Here is a 17,471-nt window from a genome sequence, read left to right on the forward strand (position 1 = left end):
GGTGGTGGCCGGTGCGGCCGGCGGTCAGGGCGTGAGCAGGGTGGCGAGCTGGCGCTTCCAGGTGGTCAACAGGGCGGCGCGGCGGGCGGAGTCGTCGCTGAGCAGGTTGGCCACCCCGAGCCCACGGAGCAGATCGAGCGTGGCCTGCACCGCTTCGCGGACACCGGGTCGACGTTCGTCGACACCGAGCAGGGCGACGGTGAGCCGGTGCATCTCGCGCCCGACCGTCGCCTCCAGTGGCACCAGGGCGTCCCGCAGCTCCCGATCGGTGCGGGCGGCGACCCAGAGCTCAAGCGCGGCCACGAACAGCGGCCCGGTGAACGCCACGGCGAGCAGGTCGACGACCCGGTCCAGCCGCTGCGGGCCAGCCGGCAGCGCCTCGGCCTCGGTGCGCAACTCGTCGGCCCGGCGCTCGGCAAGATGGGCCACGGCGGCCGTCACCAGCGCCGCCTTCGTCGGGTAGTGGTGCAGCTGGGCCCCACGCGAAACACCGGCCCGCGCCGCGACGACCGTGGTCGTGGTGCCGGACCAGCCGTGCTCGATCAGGCAGTCGACGGTCGCCTCCAGCAGCCGGGCCTGGGTGGCGCGGCTGCGTTCCTGCTGAGGGACACGCGTCGATGTGGGCACGGAGACAGCCTGCTGCCTACGAAACAAACAGTCAAGACTGACTTTTTCTGGAGCCTGCAGGCGCGCGGGGCTCCCCGGCCCTCCGGCCCCGGCCCTCCGGCCCCGGCCCTCCGGCCCCGGCCCTCCGGCCCCGGCCCTCCGGGCCCTCGGGGCCGATCATGCAGGTGTGGTGGTTGACAAAAGCCATTTCATTGCTCGTAACGGGCACCACAACTGCATGATCCACGGGGCCGGGCCGGGGGCCCGGGGGCCGGGCCGGGCCGGGCCGGGGCGGTGTCGGGACGGAGCGGTGGGCTTGGGTGGGCTCGCGGTGGTGGGCTTGGGTGGCTGGGCTCGCTGTCGAGCTGATGTCACAAACGAATCGCTTGTCGACCGCGCCCGTTGGCCGCGCCCGTTGATCTCGTTTGAGGCTCGGCCTGCCGATCATCGCCGGCTGATGCCGCAAACGATTCAGCTCCAAAGGCTTCCTGACCGGTATCCCGCCCTGCCGCCTGCCCTGCGGTCCGCCTGCCCTGCGGTCCGCCTGCCCTGCGGTCCGCCTGCCCTGCGGTCCGCCCGCACTGCGGTCCGCCTGCCCGCCTGCCGGCTCAGTGCCGGCTCAGCGGCCGTCGCGGGGGCCGAAGACGACCAGCGCGTCGGCGTCGCTGTGCTGGGAACGCAGGTACTCGTCGGCCCAGGCGGCGGCGTCGGGGAAGGTCGACTCCGCCGCCACCCGGGCGCAGGCCAGGTCCACGTCGAAGGCCGTGCGGCGCAGTTGGACACCCGGCCCGAGCAGTGCCCACCACGCGCCCGCGCCCCCGTACGGCATGCCGATGCTGCCCGGGTTGACCACCAGACGCCGGTCGACCAGTCGGGTGAAGGGCATGTGGGTGTGGCCGCAGACCACCGTGGTGATCTCGGCGGACAGACCGTCGAACACCTCCGCCCAGCGCGCCATCCGGGAGTCGACGAGCACGACCTCCTCGTCATCGCGGGGCGTGGCGTGGCAGAACAGCGTCGGCCCGAGGCCGTCGATCTCCAGCGTCGCCGTCGCCGGCAGCGCGGCGAGCCGGGCCACCTGGTCGTCGCGCAGCTGCCCGGCGGCCCAGTTCGACACCTCGATCGACGCCGGGCGGCCGGCCCGGGCCTCGACCAGCTCGCGTTCGCAGTTGCCGCCGACCCAGCACACCCGGTCGCCCAGGCCGGCGAGCACGTCCAGCACCTCGACTGGTTGCGGGCCCGCGGCGATGTCACCGGTGAGCACGATCAGATCGGCGGCGGCGACGTCCGGCTCGGCCAGTACGGCCTCCAGCGCCGGCAGGACGCCGTGGATGTCGGAGAGAACGGCAACACGGTTCACCATGGCCCCAGCCTCACCGCCAGCGCCGCCAGAAGGCCAGCGATTCTGCGTCAGGCAGACGGCAAACGTCCCCGCCTACCGTCGGTGACGGCAGGCGGGGACGTCAGGTGCTGCTCAGACGCGGGCGCGACGGGCCAGGCGCTCCGGGTCCAGGATTATGATGCTCTTGCCGTCCAACCGCAGCCAGCCGCGCGAGGCGAAGTCGGCCAGCGCCTTGTTGACGGTCTCCCGCGAGGCGCCGACGAGCTGGGCGATCTCCTCCTGGGTGAGGTCGTGGGTCACCCGCAGAACGCCGCCGTCGCGGGTGCCGAAGCGGCCCGCCATCTGGAGCAGGTTCTTGGCGACCCGGCCCGGCACGTCCGTGAAGATCAGGTCGGCGAGCGAGTCGTTGGTCCGGCGCAGCCGCCGGGCGAGCACCCGGAGCAGCTGCTCGGCGATCTCCGGGCGGTTGTTGAGCCACGGCCGCAGCGCCTGCTTACGCAGCCGCACGAGCCGGGTGTCGGTCACCGCGGTGGCGGTCGCCGTACGCGGACCCGGATCGAAGAGCGACAGCTCACCGACCATGTCCGACGGCCCCATCACCGCGATGAGGTTCTGCCGGCCGTCCGCTGCGCGGCGACCAACCTTGATCTTCCCGGACAGCAGGATGTAGAGGCTGTCACCGGGCTCGCCCTCATTGAAGACGATCTCGCCCTTGCGGACCTCGATCGTCTCCATCTCCTTGGCAAGCGCCTCGGCAGCTTCCGGGTCAACACCCTGGAAGATCCCGCTGCGGGCCAGTACCTCGTCCATTGCGCACCTCCGGTTGCGCGTGCCGTCCGTCGGCCGGGGCCGCCGTCCGCTGATCCCCTCGCGCGCCGCCAAGTCTAGGCGCACGTGAGCATGAATCAGAGGTCGCCCCTGGAATCTTGATCGGTGGGCGTAACCTGCCCGACGTGCTGAGCGAGCCGACCCTGACCAGCCGCGCCGAGGATGGGCGCCACGTCCCGCTGCTCGTCTGGCGCGCGGACGTGCCCCTGCGGGCGGTCAGCAGTGCCCCGCTGGGCGGTGGCATCGGGGTCCGGCGGTGGGTGTTGAACGCGACCGTACCGATGTCGTACGACCGGGATGACCCCGCGGCGCACCTGGCTTCGATCGCCGCCGAGCTGGCCCTCGACGGGCCCGGGATCGGTCTGCTGACCGGCGTCGACGTGACCGAGGTGGTGGCGCGAACCGACGCCGGGGTGCGGGCCTGGGCGACGGTCGGGCTCGGCACGCCGGTGCCCGCGGCCGCGCCGACGCCGGCCGCGCTGGCCCCACACGTCGGCACTGTCAACATCGTGGTGTACGTGCCGGCCCGGCTCGCCGACTCGGCACTGGTGAATGCCGTGGCCACCGCGACCGAGGCGAAGACCCAGGCGATCACCGAGCTGGGGGTGCCGGGGACCGGCACGCCCACCGACGCGGTCACCGTGCTCTGCCCCGTGGACGGGCCGGAGGCGGCGTACGGCGGGCCGCGCTCCACCTGGGGTGCACCGCTCGCGCGAGCGGTGCACGCGGCGGTGCTCGCCGGCGGTTCGCGGCCGGTCGTGCCATGGTCCGAGCAGCTCAGGGGCGCGAAGTCCAACCGATCGGCTGTCGTCGGCGCGTTTAACGACCGGTAGGGTCGCGGGCGATGTACGCTCCCGCCCCCCTCGCGTCCCGCCCGCGTCGCCGCGTCGCCCTCGGCCTCGCCGCGCTGCTGGCCGCCCTCCTCGTGGCCGGCTGTGCCGACTCCGGTGGTGAGGCACCCGTCTGGCAGCCCGGCGCGGGAGGTGGTGGCACCGGCGCGCCGGTCTCCACGACCGGCCCGAAGGCAACCGGGCCCGCATCGTCCGGTCAGGGTGGCGCGATCTCGCTCTCCGCCACCGGCGACATCATCATGGGCAACGCGCCCAGTCGGCTGCCCGCCGCCGGCGGTAAGGGTTTCTTCAACTCGGTCACCGAGGCGCTCAAGGCCGACCTGGTGATGGGCAACCTGGAGGAGCCGCTGACTGTCGACACCGGCACCGGCAAGTGCGGGGCGAACTCCACCCGCTGTTTCCAGTTCCGCGCCCCGCCGGAGTACGCCGCGCACCTGCGTGACGCCGGCTTCGACGTGCTCAACCAGGCCAACAACCATGGGTACGACTACGGGCCCAAGGGCTACGAGAACACCCAGAAGGCGCTGAAGAAGTACGACCTGGAGCACACCGGCGCGCCGAACGAGATCACCGTGGTCGACGTCAAGGGCGTCAAGGTCGCCGTCGCCGGCTTCTCGTCGTACGTCTGGTCCAACAGCCTCGTCGACATCGACAAGGCGAAGGCGGTGGTCGCCAAGGCCGCCACCATGGCCGACCTGGTCGTGGTGCAGGTGCACATGGGTGGCGAGGGCGTCGACAAGACCCGGGTGAAGCCGGGCACCGAGATGTTCCTGGGCGAGAACCGGGGCGACCCGGTGAAGTTCTCGCACGCCATGATCGATGCTGGCGCCGACCTGATCGTCGGGCACGGTCCGCACGTGTTGCGCGGGATGGAGTTCTACCAGGGGCGCCTGATCGCGTACAGCCTGGGCAACTTCGCTGGCGGCGGCAACTCGCTGAGCAACGACGGCCGCCTCGGCTGGGGCGGGGTGCTGAAGGTGTCGCTCAAGCCGGACGGCAGTTGGGCCGGCGGGTCGTTCACCTCCACGTACATGAACTCCGCCGGCAAGCCGACCATGGACCCGGACGACCGGGGCCTGGGCCTGGTCACCGAGTTGAGTCGCGCCGACTTCCCGAAGGGCGGCGCTCGCCTCGACGGGCAGGGGAAGATCTCGCCGCCGACCGCCGGCTGACCCGACGAGGAGCGTCCGGGGTGCGACGTAGGCTGACCGTCGTGACCAGTAGCCCTCCCGGTGCCAGCGAGACCGATCTCGGGCGCAAACGCCGTGCCCGCAAGATCGGCCGGGTGCTGGCCGAGACGCATCCCGACGCGCATTGTGAGCTGGACCACTCCAACGCTCTGGAGTTGGCCGTCGCCACGATCCTGTCCGCGCAGTGCACGGACAAGAAGGTCAACGAGGTCACCCCCAAGCTCTTCGCCCGCTACCCGAGCGCTGCCGCGTACGCCGGCGCCGACCGGGGCGAGATGGAGGAGCTGATCCGGCCCACCGGCTTCTACCGCAACAAGACCGACTCGCTGCTCAAGCTCGGTCAGGCCCTCCTCAACCGGTACGACGGCAGGGTCCCGGGTCGGCTGGTCGATCTGGTGACGCTCCCCGGCATCGGTCGCAAGACGGCCAACGTGATCCTGGGCAACGCCTTCGACGTCCCGGGCATCACCGTCGACACGCACTTCCAGCGACTGGTCCATCGGTGGCGGCTGACCACCGAGACCGACCCGGTCAAGATCGAGCACGCGATCGGCGCGCTGTACGACAAGCGCGACTGGACCATGCTCTCGCACCGGATCATCTTCCACGGTCGACGTGTCTGCCACGCCCGCAAGCCGGCCTGCGGCGCCTGCACGCTCGCGAAGCTCTGCCCTTCGTACGGCACCGGCCCGACCGAGCCGGCGGCCGCCGCCAAGCTGCTCAAGGGCCCTCGGGCACGCGACCTCGCGGTGGCTGCCGGGGTCGACCCGGAGTTGGTGCCGGCGCAGGCGATCACGGCGGAGGTGCCGTGAACCGCCGCCGCCTCGCCCTCGCCGTCCTGCCGCTGCTGCTGGCGGTCACCGGTTGCACCAGCGGCACGGCCGACGACGAGCCAGCCCCCCGCCCGGCCGCTGCCGAGCGACCTTCCCCGTTCCGGGACTGCGCCACGCTGAGCACGGCACCCACGACCACGTCGCCCGGCTCTGGTACGGCGACCCCCGCAACGGCCACTCCGGCGTCGCCCGGCTCGGTGCCGACGGCCTCCGGAACGTCCGGCACGACGGCCCGCGCCGCCGGCGGGTCGCTGCTGCCGGAGCTGACGCTCTCCTGCTTCACCGGCGGTGCCCCCGTCGTGCTGCGGGAGGTGGCCGGCCCGGCGGTGATCAACGTGTGGGCTTCCTGGTGCCCGCCGTGCCGCAAGGAGCTGCCCGCCTTCCAACGCCTCAGCGAGCGGGCCGCCGGTCAGCTCCAGGTGGTCGGGGTCAACAGCCGGGACAGCCGGGGCGGCGCCCAGTCCATCGGCGAGGACTTCGGCGTCCGGTTCCCGATCCTGGTGGACCAGGGCGAGGCGCTACAGCGCGAGCTGAAGCGCAACGCCATTCCGCTGACCCTCTTCGTCGACGCCGACGGTCAGGTGCGGCACGTCGACGCCAGCGGCGCTCTCGACGACACCAAGCTCGCCAAGCTGGTCCGCCAGCACCTCGGCCTGGCGGTGCCGGCGTGACCCGTCGGCCCCCCGAGTGGATCGAGCCGTTGCTGACCCGGCTGGGCACCGCCCGCGCCGAGGACTTCACCCGGCTGACCACGCCGGCCGAGGGCGGTCGGGAGAGCGCCGTGCTGGTGCTGCTCGGCGAGCAGCCCGGCGCGGGTCCCGACGTGCTGGTCCTGCAACGCGCCGCCACCCTGCGTAACCACGCCGGCCAGCCCGCCTTTCCCGGGGGTGCGGCCGACCCGGAGGACGCCGACGTCCGCGCCACCGCCCTGCGCGAGGCGAACGAGGAGGTGGGCCTCGACCCGGCCAGCGTGACAGTGCTGGCCGAGCTGCCGAAACTGTGGATCCCGGTCAGCGACTTCGTGGTCACGCCGGTGCTGGCCTGGTGGCACGACCCGCACCCGGTGCACCCACGGGAGCCGGCCGAGGTGGCACACGTCGCCCGCCTGCCGGTCAGCGAGCTGGTCGATCCGGCCAACCGACTGCGGGTCCGGCATCCGAGTGGCTGGATCGGGCCGGCGTTCTCGGCGCGCGGGATGCTCGTCTGGGGCTTCACCGCCGGGGTGCTCGCCACTCTGCTCGAGATGGGCGGCTGGGCCCGTCCGTGGTCGCGCGGCCGGGTGGTGGAGCTTCCGCCGACCGGGGCGACACCGGCCCCGTCCGCCGGCACCGACGAGGCTGACGAGAACGCCCTGCGCTGACCGCACGGTCACCATCCGCAAGCGATGGTCATCCGGTGGGCACACTGCCCGTACGCTTGACCCGTGTCCGTCGTGGATCTCGTCCTGCTGCTGCTCATGCTCGTGTTCGCGATCAGCGGATACCGCCAGGGTTTCGTCATCGGCGTCACGTCGTTGTCCGGCTTCTTCCTGGGTCTGCTGCTGGGTCTCCAGCTCGGGCCGCTGTTCGCCAGACAGTTCGTGGACGCCGGCACCCGTGTGCTGATCTCGCTGGTGGCCATCTTCGGGCTGGCGGTGGTCGGGCAGGCACTCGCCGGTTGGCTCGGCTCGCACCTGCGCAAGACGATCACCAGCGACGTGGGCAAACGGGCCGACGACGTCGGTGGGGCAGTGGTCTCGCTGTTCGCGGTACTCCTGCTCGCCTGGTTGGTCGCGGTGCCGCTCGGCTCGTCCTCGGTGCCCTGGCTCGCCGCCTCGGTCCGCAACAGCGCGTTGATCACGGTGGTCAACCAGGTCCTGCCGGAGCAGGCCCAGCGGCTGTCCACGGCGCTGGAGGACACCGTCGACACCGACGGGTTCCCGGACGTCTTCGGTGACCTCGCGCCCACCCGGGCCCGGCAGGTCGACCCGCCGGACCCGGCACTGGCCGGTTCGCAGGTGGTGGTGAGCGGTCAGCAGTCGGTCGTGAAGGTGCTCGGCTCCGCGCCCAGCTGCTCACGCCGGATAGAGGGTTCCGGTTTCGTGTACGCGGACGACCGGGTGATGACCAACGCGCACGTCGTGGCCGGCACCCGCTCGGTCGCCGTGGAGCTGGGCGGCGAGCGGTACGACGGCAAGGTGGTGGTCTACGACCCGAACCGGGACCTGGCGGTGCTGCTCGTGCCTGGGCTGCCCGGGCCGTCCCTGCGGTTCGCCGCCGGCAACGCGGGCAGCGGCTCCGACGCCATCGTGCTCGGCTTCCCACTCGACGGCCCGTACAACGCGCAGTCGGCGCGGGTCCGGGACGTAGACCGGATCAAGGGCCCGGACATCTACTCGTCCAGTGAGGTGACCCGGGAGATCTACACGATCCGGGCGCTGGTGCGCAGCGGCAACTCGGGCGGTCCGCTGCTCTCCGCCAACGGCCTGGTGCTCGGCGTGATCTTCGCGGCGGCGTCCGACGATCCGAACACCGGCTTCGCCGTCACGGCGGCCGAGGCCCGCCCGGTGGCGTTGGCCGGTGCCGAACGCAACCGGCAGGTCGCCACCGGCGAGTGCACCTGAGCGTGGCTGCGGGGTCAGCTCAGCTCCGAGCCGGCTGGGCGCGACGCCCGACGGTCGGTAGCTTCGCCCGGCCCCACCGCAGCCCCCGGTCCAGCACGGCACGGGCCATGATCGCGACGCACGTACCGCCGTTGAGGAAGGACGCCACCACGTCGCTCGGGTGGTGCATTCCCCGGTACATCCGGGTCATCGCCACGCCCAGCGGCACCATCAGCAGCAGCGTCCACCAGGCGACCTTCGCGCCGGTGCTCCGTGCCCGCAGCGCCAGCAGCACGGCGATGCCGACGTAGAGCGCCACCGCCGCCGAGGTGTGCCCGGACGGAAAGCTCGACGTGGGTGGCGAGACGTCCATGTGCTCCACCGCCGGCCGCTGACGGTCGATCGCCAGCGTGGTCAGCAGGAACACCAGCGCCTGGGCGGTCACCGCCGCGCACAGGAACAGCGGCTCGCGCCAGCGCTTCAGCCAGAGCCGCAGCGCCAATGCCACCAGTACGGTGACCACGACGATCATCTGGGTGCTGGCCAGCGTGCTGAACACCAGCGAGACGTTGTTCCAGTCGCCGGTGCGGTCGGCGGCCAGCTCCCGGTTCACCGTGTCCTCCACGGTGAACGGCCAGGTCCTGGCGAACACCCGGGTGACCAGCACCCCGAGCAGCACCATGAGCCCGAGCAGGAGGGACACCGGCAGCAGCACCCGCCGGACGATCTGGACCGCGGTCTCGGACATGGGTCGGCCAGTACCCGGCCGACCTCGTCCTCACTCCTCAGGCCGCTCCCGGCTCCCGCTCGACCTCGGGAGCGACGCCGTCGCGGGTCGGCCGGACCGGCCGAAGACCGGTGTGTGCCCGCCAACTGGTGAACGCGGCGGTGGTAGCCGCGACCACTGCCACACCGAGCAACCATCCTCCCACCACGTCGCTGGTGAAGTGCACGCCCAGCGTCACCCTGCTCAGCCCGGTCACCACAGTGAGCAGGACCGCCGCCACCCAGAGCGCGGCCCGCGCCGCCCCCCGCCCGGCGTACGGCAGGAGCACCAGCACGAGCACCCCGGCGGCCAGGGTGGCGTTCAGCGCGTGCCCGGAGGGGAACGAGTAGCCGGCTGCCCGGGCCACCGGGTCCAGCAACTCCGGCCGGTCCCGGCCGACCAGCAACTTGAGCAGCGGACCGACCAACCCGCCGACGACCATGGTGGTGGCCGCCCAGAGGGCCAGCCGGCGGGCTCCCCGGCGCAGCAGCCAGACCACCAGGAGCAGGGCGACGGCGCGCAGTGGCATCGGTGCGAACACCTCGGTCCAGACCCGCATCAGCACGACCCAGGCCGGGTGATCCTGGGCGTAGCCGTGCAGCGCGTCGGTGACCGCCGTGTCCAGCCGGTGCAGCGGTGCCCAGGCGCCGAGCACCAGCAGTGTGAGCAGCGCGAACGGCACCAGCACCAGGAACGCCGCCGTCGCGGCGAGGGTGAGCCGCAGACCCAGCGCATGGTCCGGGTCGAAGCGGCGGTGCCGCCAGGACGGCTGGCCGGTGGGGGCGAGGGTAGGCGGCTGGTGCGTACTCATGGGTCCGTTCTACCCGGCCGGGCAGCCGCTCAGGCCTGCCGGTCGGTCTCGATCAACGGGTCCGCTGACGCAGCCGGCGCACCATCAGGGCCGCACCGCCGACCAGAGCGACGAGGAGCACGACAGTGGTCCACAGTTGCTCCGGCGCCGAGGTGTCCTGACCGCCCGCCGCCCGAGCCGTCCAGCGGCTCTGCTGACCGGATGCGGCGAGACCGAGTGGATCGCTACCGGCACCGGCCACCGGATCGTCGTCGGCCGAGCCGGGCGCCGGACCGAAACCGGTCACGCCCGGCGACGTCTGGTCATCGAGTGGGTTGGCGGTCACCGGCGGCACCTGAGCGGTCAACGCGGCCACCGGGTCGACCACCCCGTACCCGAAGCGGTCGTCCCGACCGGTCGGGCCCACGTCCCGGGCGGTGGCCAACAACCGGTTGACCACCTCACCAGCGGGCATCTGCGGATAGCGGGACCGGACCAACGCGGCGGTCGCCGCCACCAGTGGCGCGGCGAAGCTGGTGCCCTGCACCCGCCAGTACCCGCCGGGCGGCTTGGCGCCGACCAGCCCGCTGGCGGGAGCGGTGAGCACCGTCGCCCGGCCGGTGATCGAGCCGGACCACAGGTTGTCGCTGCTGCGTTCCAGACCGGACACCGCGATCACACCCGGCTCACGAGCCGGGTACCAGACCTTGGTGCTGGTGGAGGTGGCCAGGTTGCCGGTGCAGGCGACGACGACCACGTCCCGTACGAACGCGTAGTCCAGGGCGGCGGCCAGGGCCGGACTGTCGCCGCTGCCGCCCAGCGACAGGTTGATCACGCGGGCGCCGTTGTCGACCGCCCAGCGGACCCCCTGGGCGACGATCAGCGCGTCGTCGTAGCGGTTCTCCTCGTCCAGCACACGGACCGGCAGGATCCGGGCGTCCGGTGCCAGGCCGACCACACCCCGCTTGTCGTCGTTGCGCCCGGCGATCAGGCCGGCGACCGTGGTGCCATGACCCACCGGATCCGGGCCCGGGGCGCCACCGGGGCCAACCAGGTCCTTGCCGGGCAGCACCTGGCCGACCAGGTCGGGGTGGTTGCCGTCCACTCCGGAGTCGACCACCGCCACCGTCACGCCACGGCCGGTCGAGCTGCGCCACGCCGTCTCGGCCTGCAACTCGTCGAGCTGCCACTGCTCGTCGCGGACCTGATCGGTGCGGGCGACGGCGTCACCGGGGGCGAACGCCATCGGCGCGCCGGCGAGCTGTCCACCGTTCGTGGGCGGGGCGACCGGCACGGCTGCCGCGGTCGGGGCCACGACGGCAAGCGCCGCGGCCACGCCGAGCAGCGCCCGGCCGGTCGCTCGTCGGGCCGCTGACGGACCGCTGTACCGCACCCCAGTCACATACCCAGCCATTCATCCCGACGGAACCATGACGATCGGAGATTACCGGTTTCCCCACCCGTCACGGGAAGAACCGGCGAGTCAGGTCATTGCGGCGGCAGTTGCGCCAGCTGAACAAGGCGTACGCCCTCCCGTCGGGTGACCAGCCGACCACGTCCCGGTGGCAGCGGTCCGGGTCGTACCGGCCCGACGAGTGCGCCCTCCTCGGGACTGCCCGCCATCACCAGGCCGGCCGTGGACAGCTCCCGCAGACGTTGCACGATCGGCTCGTACTGGGCCCGGCTCGCCCCACCGGACCGGCGGGCCAGCACCAGGTGCAGCCCGATGTCCCGGGCGTGCGGCAGGTGCTCCTCCAGGGCGCGCAACGGGTTCGCCGGCCCCGCCGCCACCAGGTCGTAGTCGTCCACCAGCACGAACAGCTCCGGCCCGGACCACCAGGACCGGTCCCGCAACTGCTGCGGGGTGACCTCCGGCCCCGGAGCCCGCCGCTCCAGGTAACCAGCGGCCGACTCGACCAGGTCGGCGGTGTGAGCCGCCGCGGTGCCGTACCCGATCAGGTGTGGCGTCTCGATGGCACCGAGCAGACTGCGCCGGTAGTCGACGAGGATCACCCGGGCCTGCTCGGGAGTGAACCGGGTGATGATCGACGTGGCCAGCGCGCGCAGGAACGACGACTTGCCGCACTCCGAGTCCCCGAAGACCACGAAGTGCGGCTCGGTGGCGAAGTCGAGCAACACCGGGCGCAGGTCCGCCTCCGCGATCCCGATCGGCAGCCGCAGCCCGGTGGTCGAGGTGAGGTCCAGATCGGCGTACGGCAGCACCGGCGGGAGCAGGCGCACCCGGGGCGCCGGAGCACCCGCCCACCCGTCGGCGGCCCTCTTGACCAGGTCGGCGGTGTCTCCGCCGGCGGTACCGAGCTGGGGCAGCGCGGTGAGGAAGTGCAGGCCCTCCGCTGTCACCCCTCGGCCGGAGCGCTCCGGCACGTTGGCGGCGGCACGCCGGGCCACCAACGAATCGGCCGGGTCACCGAGGCGCAGCTCCAGTCGGGAGCCGAAGAGGTCCCGGATCGCCGGGCGGAAATCCAGCCAGCGCAGCCCGGTGGCGACCACGTGCAGCCCGTACGACAGACCCCGGGTGGCCAGGTCGGTGACGAGTGGCTCCAGGTCGTCGTACTCGCCGCGGATGGTGGTCCACCCGTCGATCACCAGGAACACGTCGCCGTACGGGTCGGTACCGGGCTGCCCGGCCGTCCCCGCTGCCGCTCGACGCTGGCGGTACGCGGCCATCGACTCCACGCCCAGCTCGGCGAAGCGGCGTTCCCGGTCGACCAGCAGGGTGGTCATCTCGCCGACGGTGCGTCGTACGGCGGTCGGGTCGGCGCGGCCGGTCACCCCGCCGACGTGCGGAAGGTCGCGCAGCGCGGCCAACCCGCCGCCGCCGAAGTCGAGGCAGTAGACCTGCACCTCGGCCGGTGTGTGGGTGAGCGCCAGCGCGCAGATCAGCGTGCGTAGGGCGGTGGACTTGCCGCTCTGCGGCGCACCGACCACCGCGACGTGCCCGGCAGCGCCGTCCAGCGCCAGCCAGAGCAGGTCCCGGCGCTGCTCCAGCGGTTTGTCCACCACCGCCATCGGGACGCCGAGTGCCCCGTGCAGCTCCGGGTTGCCCACTGTCAGCCCGCGTCTCGGGTGCACCTCGACCGGACCGAGCAGCTCGTCCAGGGCCGGCGGCTGTCCGAGCGGCGGGAGCCAGACCTGGTGCGCCGGCGGGCCCTGCCCGACGAGCCGGTCCACCAGCAGGTCGAGCAGTGTCCTGCTGCCCTCCCCCTCCGCCACGACGGGCACGACCGGGGCCGCCGGCTCGGGCACCGGTACGACGTGGGTGGTGAAGGTGAGCAGCCGCGTGCCCCCCTCGGCGGCGACACCGCCCGGCGCCGCCCGACGGCGGACGGCACCGGAGACGTACGCGGCCTTGAAGCGGGCCAGCGGGTCGGTGCCGGCACGCAGGTAGCCGTGGCCCGGTGAGCGGGGCAGCTCGTGCGCGTCCGCCACGCCGAGCACCGTCCGGGACTCCAGCGCCGAGAAGGTGCGCAACCCGATCCGGTACGACAGGTGGGTGTCCAACCCGCGGAGCCGGCCCTCCTCCAGGCGCTGGCTGGCGAGCAGCAGGTGCACGCCGAGCGACCGGCCCAACCGGCCGATCTGCACGAACAGGTCGATGAAGTCGGGCTTGGCGGAGAGCAGCTCCGAGAATTCGTCGCAGATCAGCAGCAGCGACGGCAGCGGGGCGAGGGGACTGCCGGCCGCCCTGGCCCGCTCGTAGTCGCGCACGCTGGCGAAGTTGCCGGCCCGCCGCAGCAACTCCTGGCGGCGTACCAACTCCCCGTTGATCGCGTCCACCATGCGATCGACCAGGGGCAACGTGTCGGCCAGGTTGGTGATCACGGCTGCGGTGTGCGGCAGCCGGTCGAACGAGGTGAAGGTGGCGCCACCCTTGAAGTCGACGAGCACGAAGTTGAGCTGTTCGGAGCTGTGCGTGGCGGCGAGCCCCAGCACCAGCGTGCGGAGCAGCTCGGACTTGCCGGAGCCGGTCGCCCCGATGAGCAGGCCGTGCGGGCCCATGCCGTCCTGGGCGGACTCCTTGAGGTCCAGCTCGATGGCACCGCCGTCCACGCCGACCCCGATCGGCACCCGCAACCGGTCCCGTGCCGAGCGCGGCAACCAGCCCTGCTCCGCTGTGAAGCTTTCCGGGTCACCGAGGCCGAGCAGCTCGGGGAGGCCCAGGTCGGCCTGGAGCGGGGCGTCCGGTCCGCGGGCCGCGCCGGCGAGCCGCAGCGGCGCCAACCGTCGGGCGACCGCCTCGGCGTCGGCCAGGTCCAACTGGTCGGCGGTGCCCACCTCGGCGTGCCCGTCGGACGACCGCGAGTGCAGCAGCCGGCCGTGCAACTCCAGCAGCAGCGCGTACCGGTCCAACAGTCGGGGCGGCGGGGTGTCCAGGTCCAGCACGGTGACCGCGTCGATGCCGCCGTCGCCGGTCAGGTCACTGGCACCGGTCAGGTCGCCGCCGTCGAGGACCACCACCACGTGCGGGCCGTCGGTGGCGGGGCCGGCCGGGCTGAACCGGGACCGGGTGGCCAGCACGTCGGTCAGTAGCGACTCCAACTCGGCGGCCGAGCTGGTGACCAGGCGTACCGGGCCGAGCGCGTCGGTGCGGCCGGGATGGTGGGCGTGCGGGAGCCACTTCACCCACTCCCAGCAGGCGCGGCGCTCCGGACCGGCGCAGACCGCGACGAGCAGCTCGTCGGGGGCGTGGAAGACCGCCAGCTGGGTCAGCACGGCCCGGACCAGCGCCTGCGCCGCCGGGTCGCCGGTGATTGGCCCGCCGGTGGTCGGGGTGATCGCCCGGCCGCGGCCGACGGATCGTACGTGCACCCGGGCGAAGCTGCGCAGCGACAGCGCCACCGGCAGGTCCGGCACCACTGAGTACGCGTCCAGGAAGCGGCGTAACGCGCCGGCGGTCATCGGCTCGAGCTCCTCCAGCGGCCGGGTGACCGGTGGGACCAGTGGGGTGGCCAGTGTCTGCGGCCCGACGGCGACCCGCACCACAGCGAAATCGGGGTCGGCGGGGCGCCGCTCCCAGACCCGGTGGCTGTCCACCGTCGACCAGAGTCGGCCCGGGTCCGGGTGCCGGTAGTAGAGCCCGGCCCGTTGCTGGCCCGCGGTCCGCCGGACCCGCCGCCGCAGCGTGGCCAGGTGGCGCAGGTACTCCCTGCGGGCGGCCATCATCTCGGACTTCTTCGGGGTGCCGGAGGCGCTGCCCCAGGACGTCACCAGCATCGCCAACGAGGAGAGCCCGAACATGCCGCCCACCACGTACGAGTAGGCCCCGCCGCCCCGACCGAACATCATCGCCATCGCCACCGTGCCGCCGAGCATGGGCAGCAGCATGAGCAGCTGCTGCCACCGCCCGCCGGTCGCGAGGGGGATCTCCGGCGGTGCGTCGACCGACAGCTCACCGGCGGGAATCTCCGGCGCTGGTCGGCGCGGTGGGCGCTTGATGACGACGGTGGACACTCGGCCTCCTGACAGCGCTGGGTAACCCGAGCCTGGCTCATGGTAGGTAAAGTCCTGTCGTCCGCGCAGCCTCCGATCCCCCTCGATATGGAGACCAGTCGATGACTACCGGGCTGGCACGCGTCACCATCAGCGCGCCGCAACGACGGGTGGACGTCGCCCTGCCGGAGCAGGTGCCCCTGGCTGAGCTGCTGCCCGACGTGCTCCGGCACGCCGGTGTCGGGCTGGCCGACGACGGCGAGCAGCACGGCGGTTGGGTGCTCCGCCGTACCGACGGGGCGTTGCTGGTGACCGCACAGGCGCTGCTGCCGCAGGGGGTGCGCGACGGTGAGGTGCTGCACCTCGTGCCGGCCCGCGCGCACTGGCCCGAGTTGGAGTACGACGACGTCATCGAGGCGATCGCCGACGGTGCTCGCCGCCGCGGCGGCGCCTGGTCGCCCACCGCCACCCGGGCGGCCGGTCTGGCCGGTGCCGCAGTGCCACTGGCGGTCGGACTGCTGGCGCTGTTCGCCGGTGGCCCGACGCACCGGGCCGGTTGGCTGGCGGCCGTCGTGGTGGCGCTGGTGCTCACAGTGGCCGGCACGGTCGCCTCGCGCGCCAACGGCGACGGCGCCGCCGGGGCGACGCTCGGCGGGTACGCGCTGCCCTACGCGTTCACTGCCGGTGCCCTGGCCGTCGGCTCCGGCGACCCGGTCGGGCCGTTCGGGCCGGCCCGCTGGGTGGGCGCTCCCGAACTGCTGGCCGGCTCGGTCGCGCTGCTGCTGGCCGCGTTGATCGGTCTCCTCGGGGTGGCCAGTCGGCTGCGGGTCTTCGTGGCCGGTGTCACGGTCGGCCTGATCGGCGCGGGCGCCGCGCTCGGTGGGCTGCTGATGACCACGGCCGGTACGGCGGCGGTGCTGCTCAGCGCACTGGTCTTCGCCGTCGGCGTGATTCCGCTGCTGGCCATCCGGCTGGGCAAGCTGCCCCTGCCGCCGATCACCCTGCCGGCCGCCACCTCAGCGGAGGAGCCGGAGCGGGTGCGGGATCTGCCGGACCGGGGCCGGGTGCACGCCGCGGTGATCCGCACCGAGGAGATGCTCACCGGAATGCTGATCGGCCACGCGCTGCTGGTGGTGGCCACCGCGGTCGTACTCGTGGTCGCCGGTGGCACGGCCGGTCGGGTGCTGGTGGCGGTCACCTCGGCCGTGCTGCTGCTGCGGTCGCGGCTGTTCGTGGCGCTGCGACACCGGGTGCCGACGGTGCTCGCCGGGCTGGCCGGCTATGCGGCGCTGGGTGTCGTGCTGGTCGGTCGGGCCGACGAGACCGGGCGGTTGGTGCTGGTCCTGGGCGGGGCGGCGCTGGCCCTGGTGGCGGTCGCCAGCGGCACCGGGTACGCCCGCCGGCCGGTCTCGCCGTACCTCGGGAGGATCGCGGACCTCACCGACACGGCCCTGGTGGTCGCCGTGGTGCCGATCGCCTGCGCGGTGCTCGACCTGTACGACCGGGCCCGGGGGCTGCTCGGTTGAGCGGCCCCCGGGCCCGGTGCGTCAGCGGTCGATCAGTGCATGGATTCGCCGCGCGCCTCGGCGTCCCTGGCCCGCTGGTAGGAGGCGTGGATCTCGGCCTCGGCTTCGGTGCGGCCGACCCAGGTCGCGCCCTCCACCGACTTGCCGGGCTCCAGGTCCTTGTAGACCTCGAAGAAGTGCTGGATCTCCAGGCGGTCGAACTCGCCCAGGTGGTGGATGTCGCGCAGGTGCTCCTGGCGGGGGTCCTCGTAGGGCACGCAGAGGACCTTGTCGTCCCCACCCTTCTCGTCGGTCATCCGGAACATGCCGATGGTGCGGCAGCGGATCAGACAACCCGGGAAGGTCGGCTCGGGGACCAGCACGAGGGCGTCCAGCGGATCGCCGTCCTCACCCAGCGTGCCCTCGATGAACCCGTAGTCGGCCGGGTACTGGGTGGAGGTGAAGAGGGTGCGGTCCAACCGGATCCGGCCGGTCTTGTGGTCCACCTCGTACTTGTTCCGGTGACCTTTGGGGATCTCAACCGTCACGTCGAAATCCATCTGCACGCTCCCTCGTCTGCCCACGCTGGCTAACGGAACCAATGGCGGCCCTCCGGACAGGTGAATGCCACCCGCCGACTCCGGCCGCCGCATAGTCTTCGGACCGAAGTAGTGTCACCCAAGCCGATTTTCGCTGGGGGAGGAGGGGGTCGTGGGGAGGGAAGATTC

Annotated in this window: 15 protein-coding genes; 7 read left to right on the plus strand and 8 right to left on the minus strand. The window is 72.8% G+C overall.

The genetic code is table 11. The features are described from left to right. Positions 1-24 precede the first annotated feature (24 nt). The 3 genes from ABTW72_RS10660 to ABTW72_RS10670 all read right to left on the minus strand — a co-directional run bounded on the left by ABTW72_RS10660 (position 25) and on the right by ABTW72_RS10670 (position 2,758). On the minus strand, positions 25-627 hold the full coding sequence (locus ABTW72_RS10660; RefSeq protein WP_350857032.1) for a TetR/AcrR family transcriptional regulator: 603 nt from the start codon (positions 625-627) through the stop codon (positions 25-27). 598 nt (positions 628-1,225) lie between these two features. Next, entirely contained in the window at positions 1,226-1,969 is a 744-nt protein-coding gene (locus tag ABTW72_RS10665) for a metallophosphoesterase family protein (protein WP_350857035.1), read from the minus strand. 111 nt (positions 1,970-2,080) lie between these two features. Beyond that, on the minus strand, positions 2,081-2,758 hold the full coding sequence (locus ABTW72_RS10670; RefSeq protein WP_007466162.1) for a Crp/Fnr family transcriptional regulator: 678 nt from the start codon (positions 2,756-2,758) through the stop codon (positions 2,081-2,083). A 143-nt stretch (positions 2,759-2,901) separates the two neighbouring features. On the opposite strand from ABTW72_RS10670, the gene ABTW72_RS10675 reads away from it, so the two are divergent. The 6 genes from ABTW72_RS10675 (at position 2,902) to ABTW72_RS10700 (ending at position 8,252) form a co-directional block, all read left to right on the plus strand. Further along, the gene (locus ABTW72_RS10675; RefSeq protein ID WP_350857038.1) at positions 2,902-3,609 is read left to right on the plus strand and encodes an adenosylcobinamide amidohydrolase; all 708 of its coding nucleotides are present in this window, start codon (positions 2,902-2,904) and stop codon (positions 3,607-3,609) included. A gap of 11 nt (positions 3,610-3,620) precedes the next feature. Beyond that, complete coding sequence (locus ABTW72_RS10680) at positions 3,621-4,799, plus strand: CapA family protein (protein WP_350857041.1); 1,179 nt, start codon at positions 3,621-3,623, stop codon at positions 4,797-4,799. Between the two features lie 41 nt (positions 4,800-4,840). Continuing rightward, positions 4,841-5,629 carry an endonuclease III gene (gene nth, locus ABTW72_RS10685; RefSeq protein ID WP_350857044.1) on the plus strand — a complete coding sequence of 263 codons (789 nt, stop codon included), beginning with the start codon at positions 4,841-4,843 and terminating at the stop codon, positions 5,627-5,629. Beyond that, on the plus strand, positions 5,626-6,321 hold the full coding sequence (locus ABTW72_RS10690) for a TlpA family protein disulfide reductase (RefSeq protein WP_350857046.1): 696 nt from the start codon (positions 5,626-5,628) through the stop codon (positions 6,319-6,321). The genes nth and ABTW72_RS10690 overlap by 4 nt, the downstream gene beginning before the upstream one ends. Further along, a complete protein-coding gene (locus ABTW72_RS10695) occupies positions 6,318-7,010 on the plus strand; it encodes an NUDIX hydrolase (protein ID WP_350857049.1) in 693 nt (230 codons plus the stop codon). The genes ABTW72_RS10690 and ABTW72_RS10695 overlap by 4 nt, the downstream gene beginning before the upstream one ends. A gap of 63 nt (positions 7,011-7,073) precedes the next feature. Next, positions 7,074-8,252 (plus strand): MarP family serine protease, encoded by a 1,179-nt coding sequence (locus ABTW72_RS10700; protein WP_350857052.1) that lies wholly within the window; start codon positions 7,074-7,076, stop codon positions 8,250-8,252. Positions 8,253-8,271: 19 nt separating this feature from the next. Here the strand turns inward: ABTW72_RS10700 and ABTW72_RS10705 are convergent, their stop codons facing one another. The 4 genes from ABTW72_RS10705 to eccCa all read right to left on the minus strand — a co-directional run bounded on the left by ABTW72_RS10705 (position 8,272) and on the right by eccCa (position 15,259). Then, positions 8,272-8,979, minus strand: a complete 708-nt coding sequence (locus ABTW72_RS10705; RefSeq protein ID WP_350857055.1) for a phosphatase PAP2 family protein — start codon at positions 8,977-8,979, stop codon at positions 8,272-8,274. A gap of 37 nt (positions 8,980-9,016) precedes the next feature. Beyond that, positions 9,017-9,808 carry a phosphatase PAP2 family protein gene (locus ABTW72_RS10710; RefSeq protein WP_350857058.1) on the minus strand — a complete coding sequence of 264 codons (792 nt, stop codon included), beginning with the start codon at positions 9,806-9,808 and terminating at the stop codon, positions 9,017-9,019. A 52-nt stretch (positions 9,809-9,860) separates the two neighbouring features. After that, on the minus strand, positions 9,861-11,201 hold the full coding sequence (gene mycP / locus ABTW72_RS10715; protein ID WP_350857061.1) for a type VII secretion-associated serine protease mycosin: 1,341 nt from the start codon (positions 11,199-11,201) through the stop codon (positions 9,861-9,863). Between the two features lie 74 nt (positions 11,202-11,275). Next, positions 11,276-15,259 carry a type VII secretion protein EccCa gene (eccCa, locus tag ABTW72_RS10720; RefSeq protein ID WP_350857063.1) on the minus strand — a complete coding sequence of 1,328 codons (3,984 nt, stop codon included), beginning with the start codon at positions 15,257-15,259 and terminating at the stop codon, positions 11,276-11,278. Positions 15,260-15,360: 101 nt separating this feature from the next. Between eccCa and eccD the strand changes: the two genes are divergently transcribed. Next, entirely contained in the window at positions 15,361-16,764 is a 1,404-nt protein-coding gene (gene eccD, locus ABTW72_RS10725; protein WP_350857066.1) for a type VII secretion integral membrane protein EccD, read from the plus strand. A gap of 32 nt (positions 16,765-16,796) precedes the next feature. Here eccD and ABTW72_RS10730 read toward each other — a convergent pair whose 3' ends face one another. Continuing rightward, a complete protein-coding gene (locus ABTW72_RS10730; protein WP_091403280.1) occupies positions 16,797-17,303 on the minus strand; it encodes an inorganic diphosphatase in 507 nt (168 codons plus the stop codon). Between the last annotated feature and the right edge of the window lie 168 nt (positions 17,304-17,471).

The organism is Micromonospora sp. NPDC127501 (assembly GCF_040302185.1).
Classification (GTDB): domain Bacteria; phylum Actinomycetota; class Actinomycetes; order Mycobacteriales; family Micromonosporaceae; genus Micromonospora.

Coding starts and splice junctions, on each gene's coding strand:
- ABTW72_RS10665 (WP_350857035.1), bottom strand. CDS start 1,969: ATGGTGAACCGTGTTGCCGTTCTCTCCGACATCCACGGCGTCCTGCCG.
- ABTW72_RS10670 (WP_007466162.1), bottom strand. CDS start 2,758: ATGGACGAGGTACTGGCCCGCAGCGGGATCTTCCAGGGTGTTGACCCG.
- ABTW72_RS10680 (WP_350857041.1), top strand. CDS start 3,621: ATGTACGCTCCCGCCCCCCTCGCGTCCCGCCCGCGTCGCCGCGTCGCC.
- ABTW72_RS10705 (WP_350857055.1), bottom strand. CDS start 8,979: ATGTCCGAGACCGCGGTCCAGATCGTCCGGCGGGTGCTGCTGCCGGTG.
- ABTW72_RS10710 (WP_350857058.1), bottom strand. CDS start 9,808: ATGAGTACGCACCAGCCGCCTACCCTCGCCCCCACCGGCCAGCCGTCC.
- mycP (WP_350857061.1), bottom strand. CDS start 11,201: ATGGCTGGGTATGTGACTGGGGTGCGGTACAGCGGTCCGTCAGCGGCC.
- eccD (WP_350857066.1), top strand. CDS start 15,361: ATGACTACCGGGCTGGCACGCGTCACCATCAGCGCGCCGCAACGACGG.
- ABTW72_RS10730 (WP_091403280.1), bottom strand. CDS start 17,303: ATGGATTTCGACGTGACGGTTGAGATCCCCAAAGGTCACCGGAACAAG.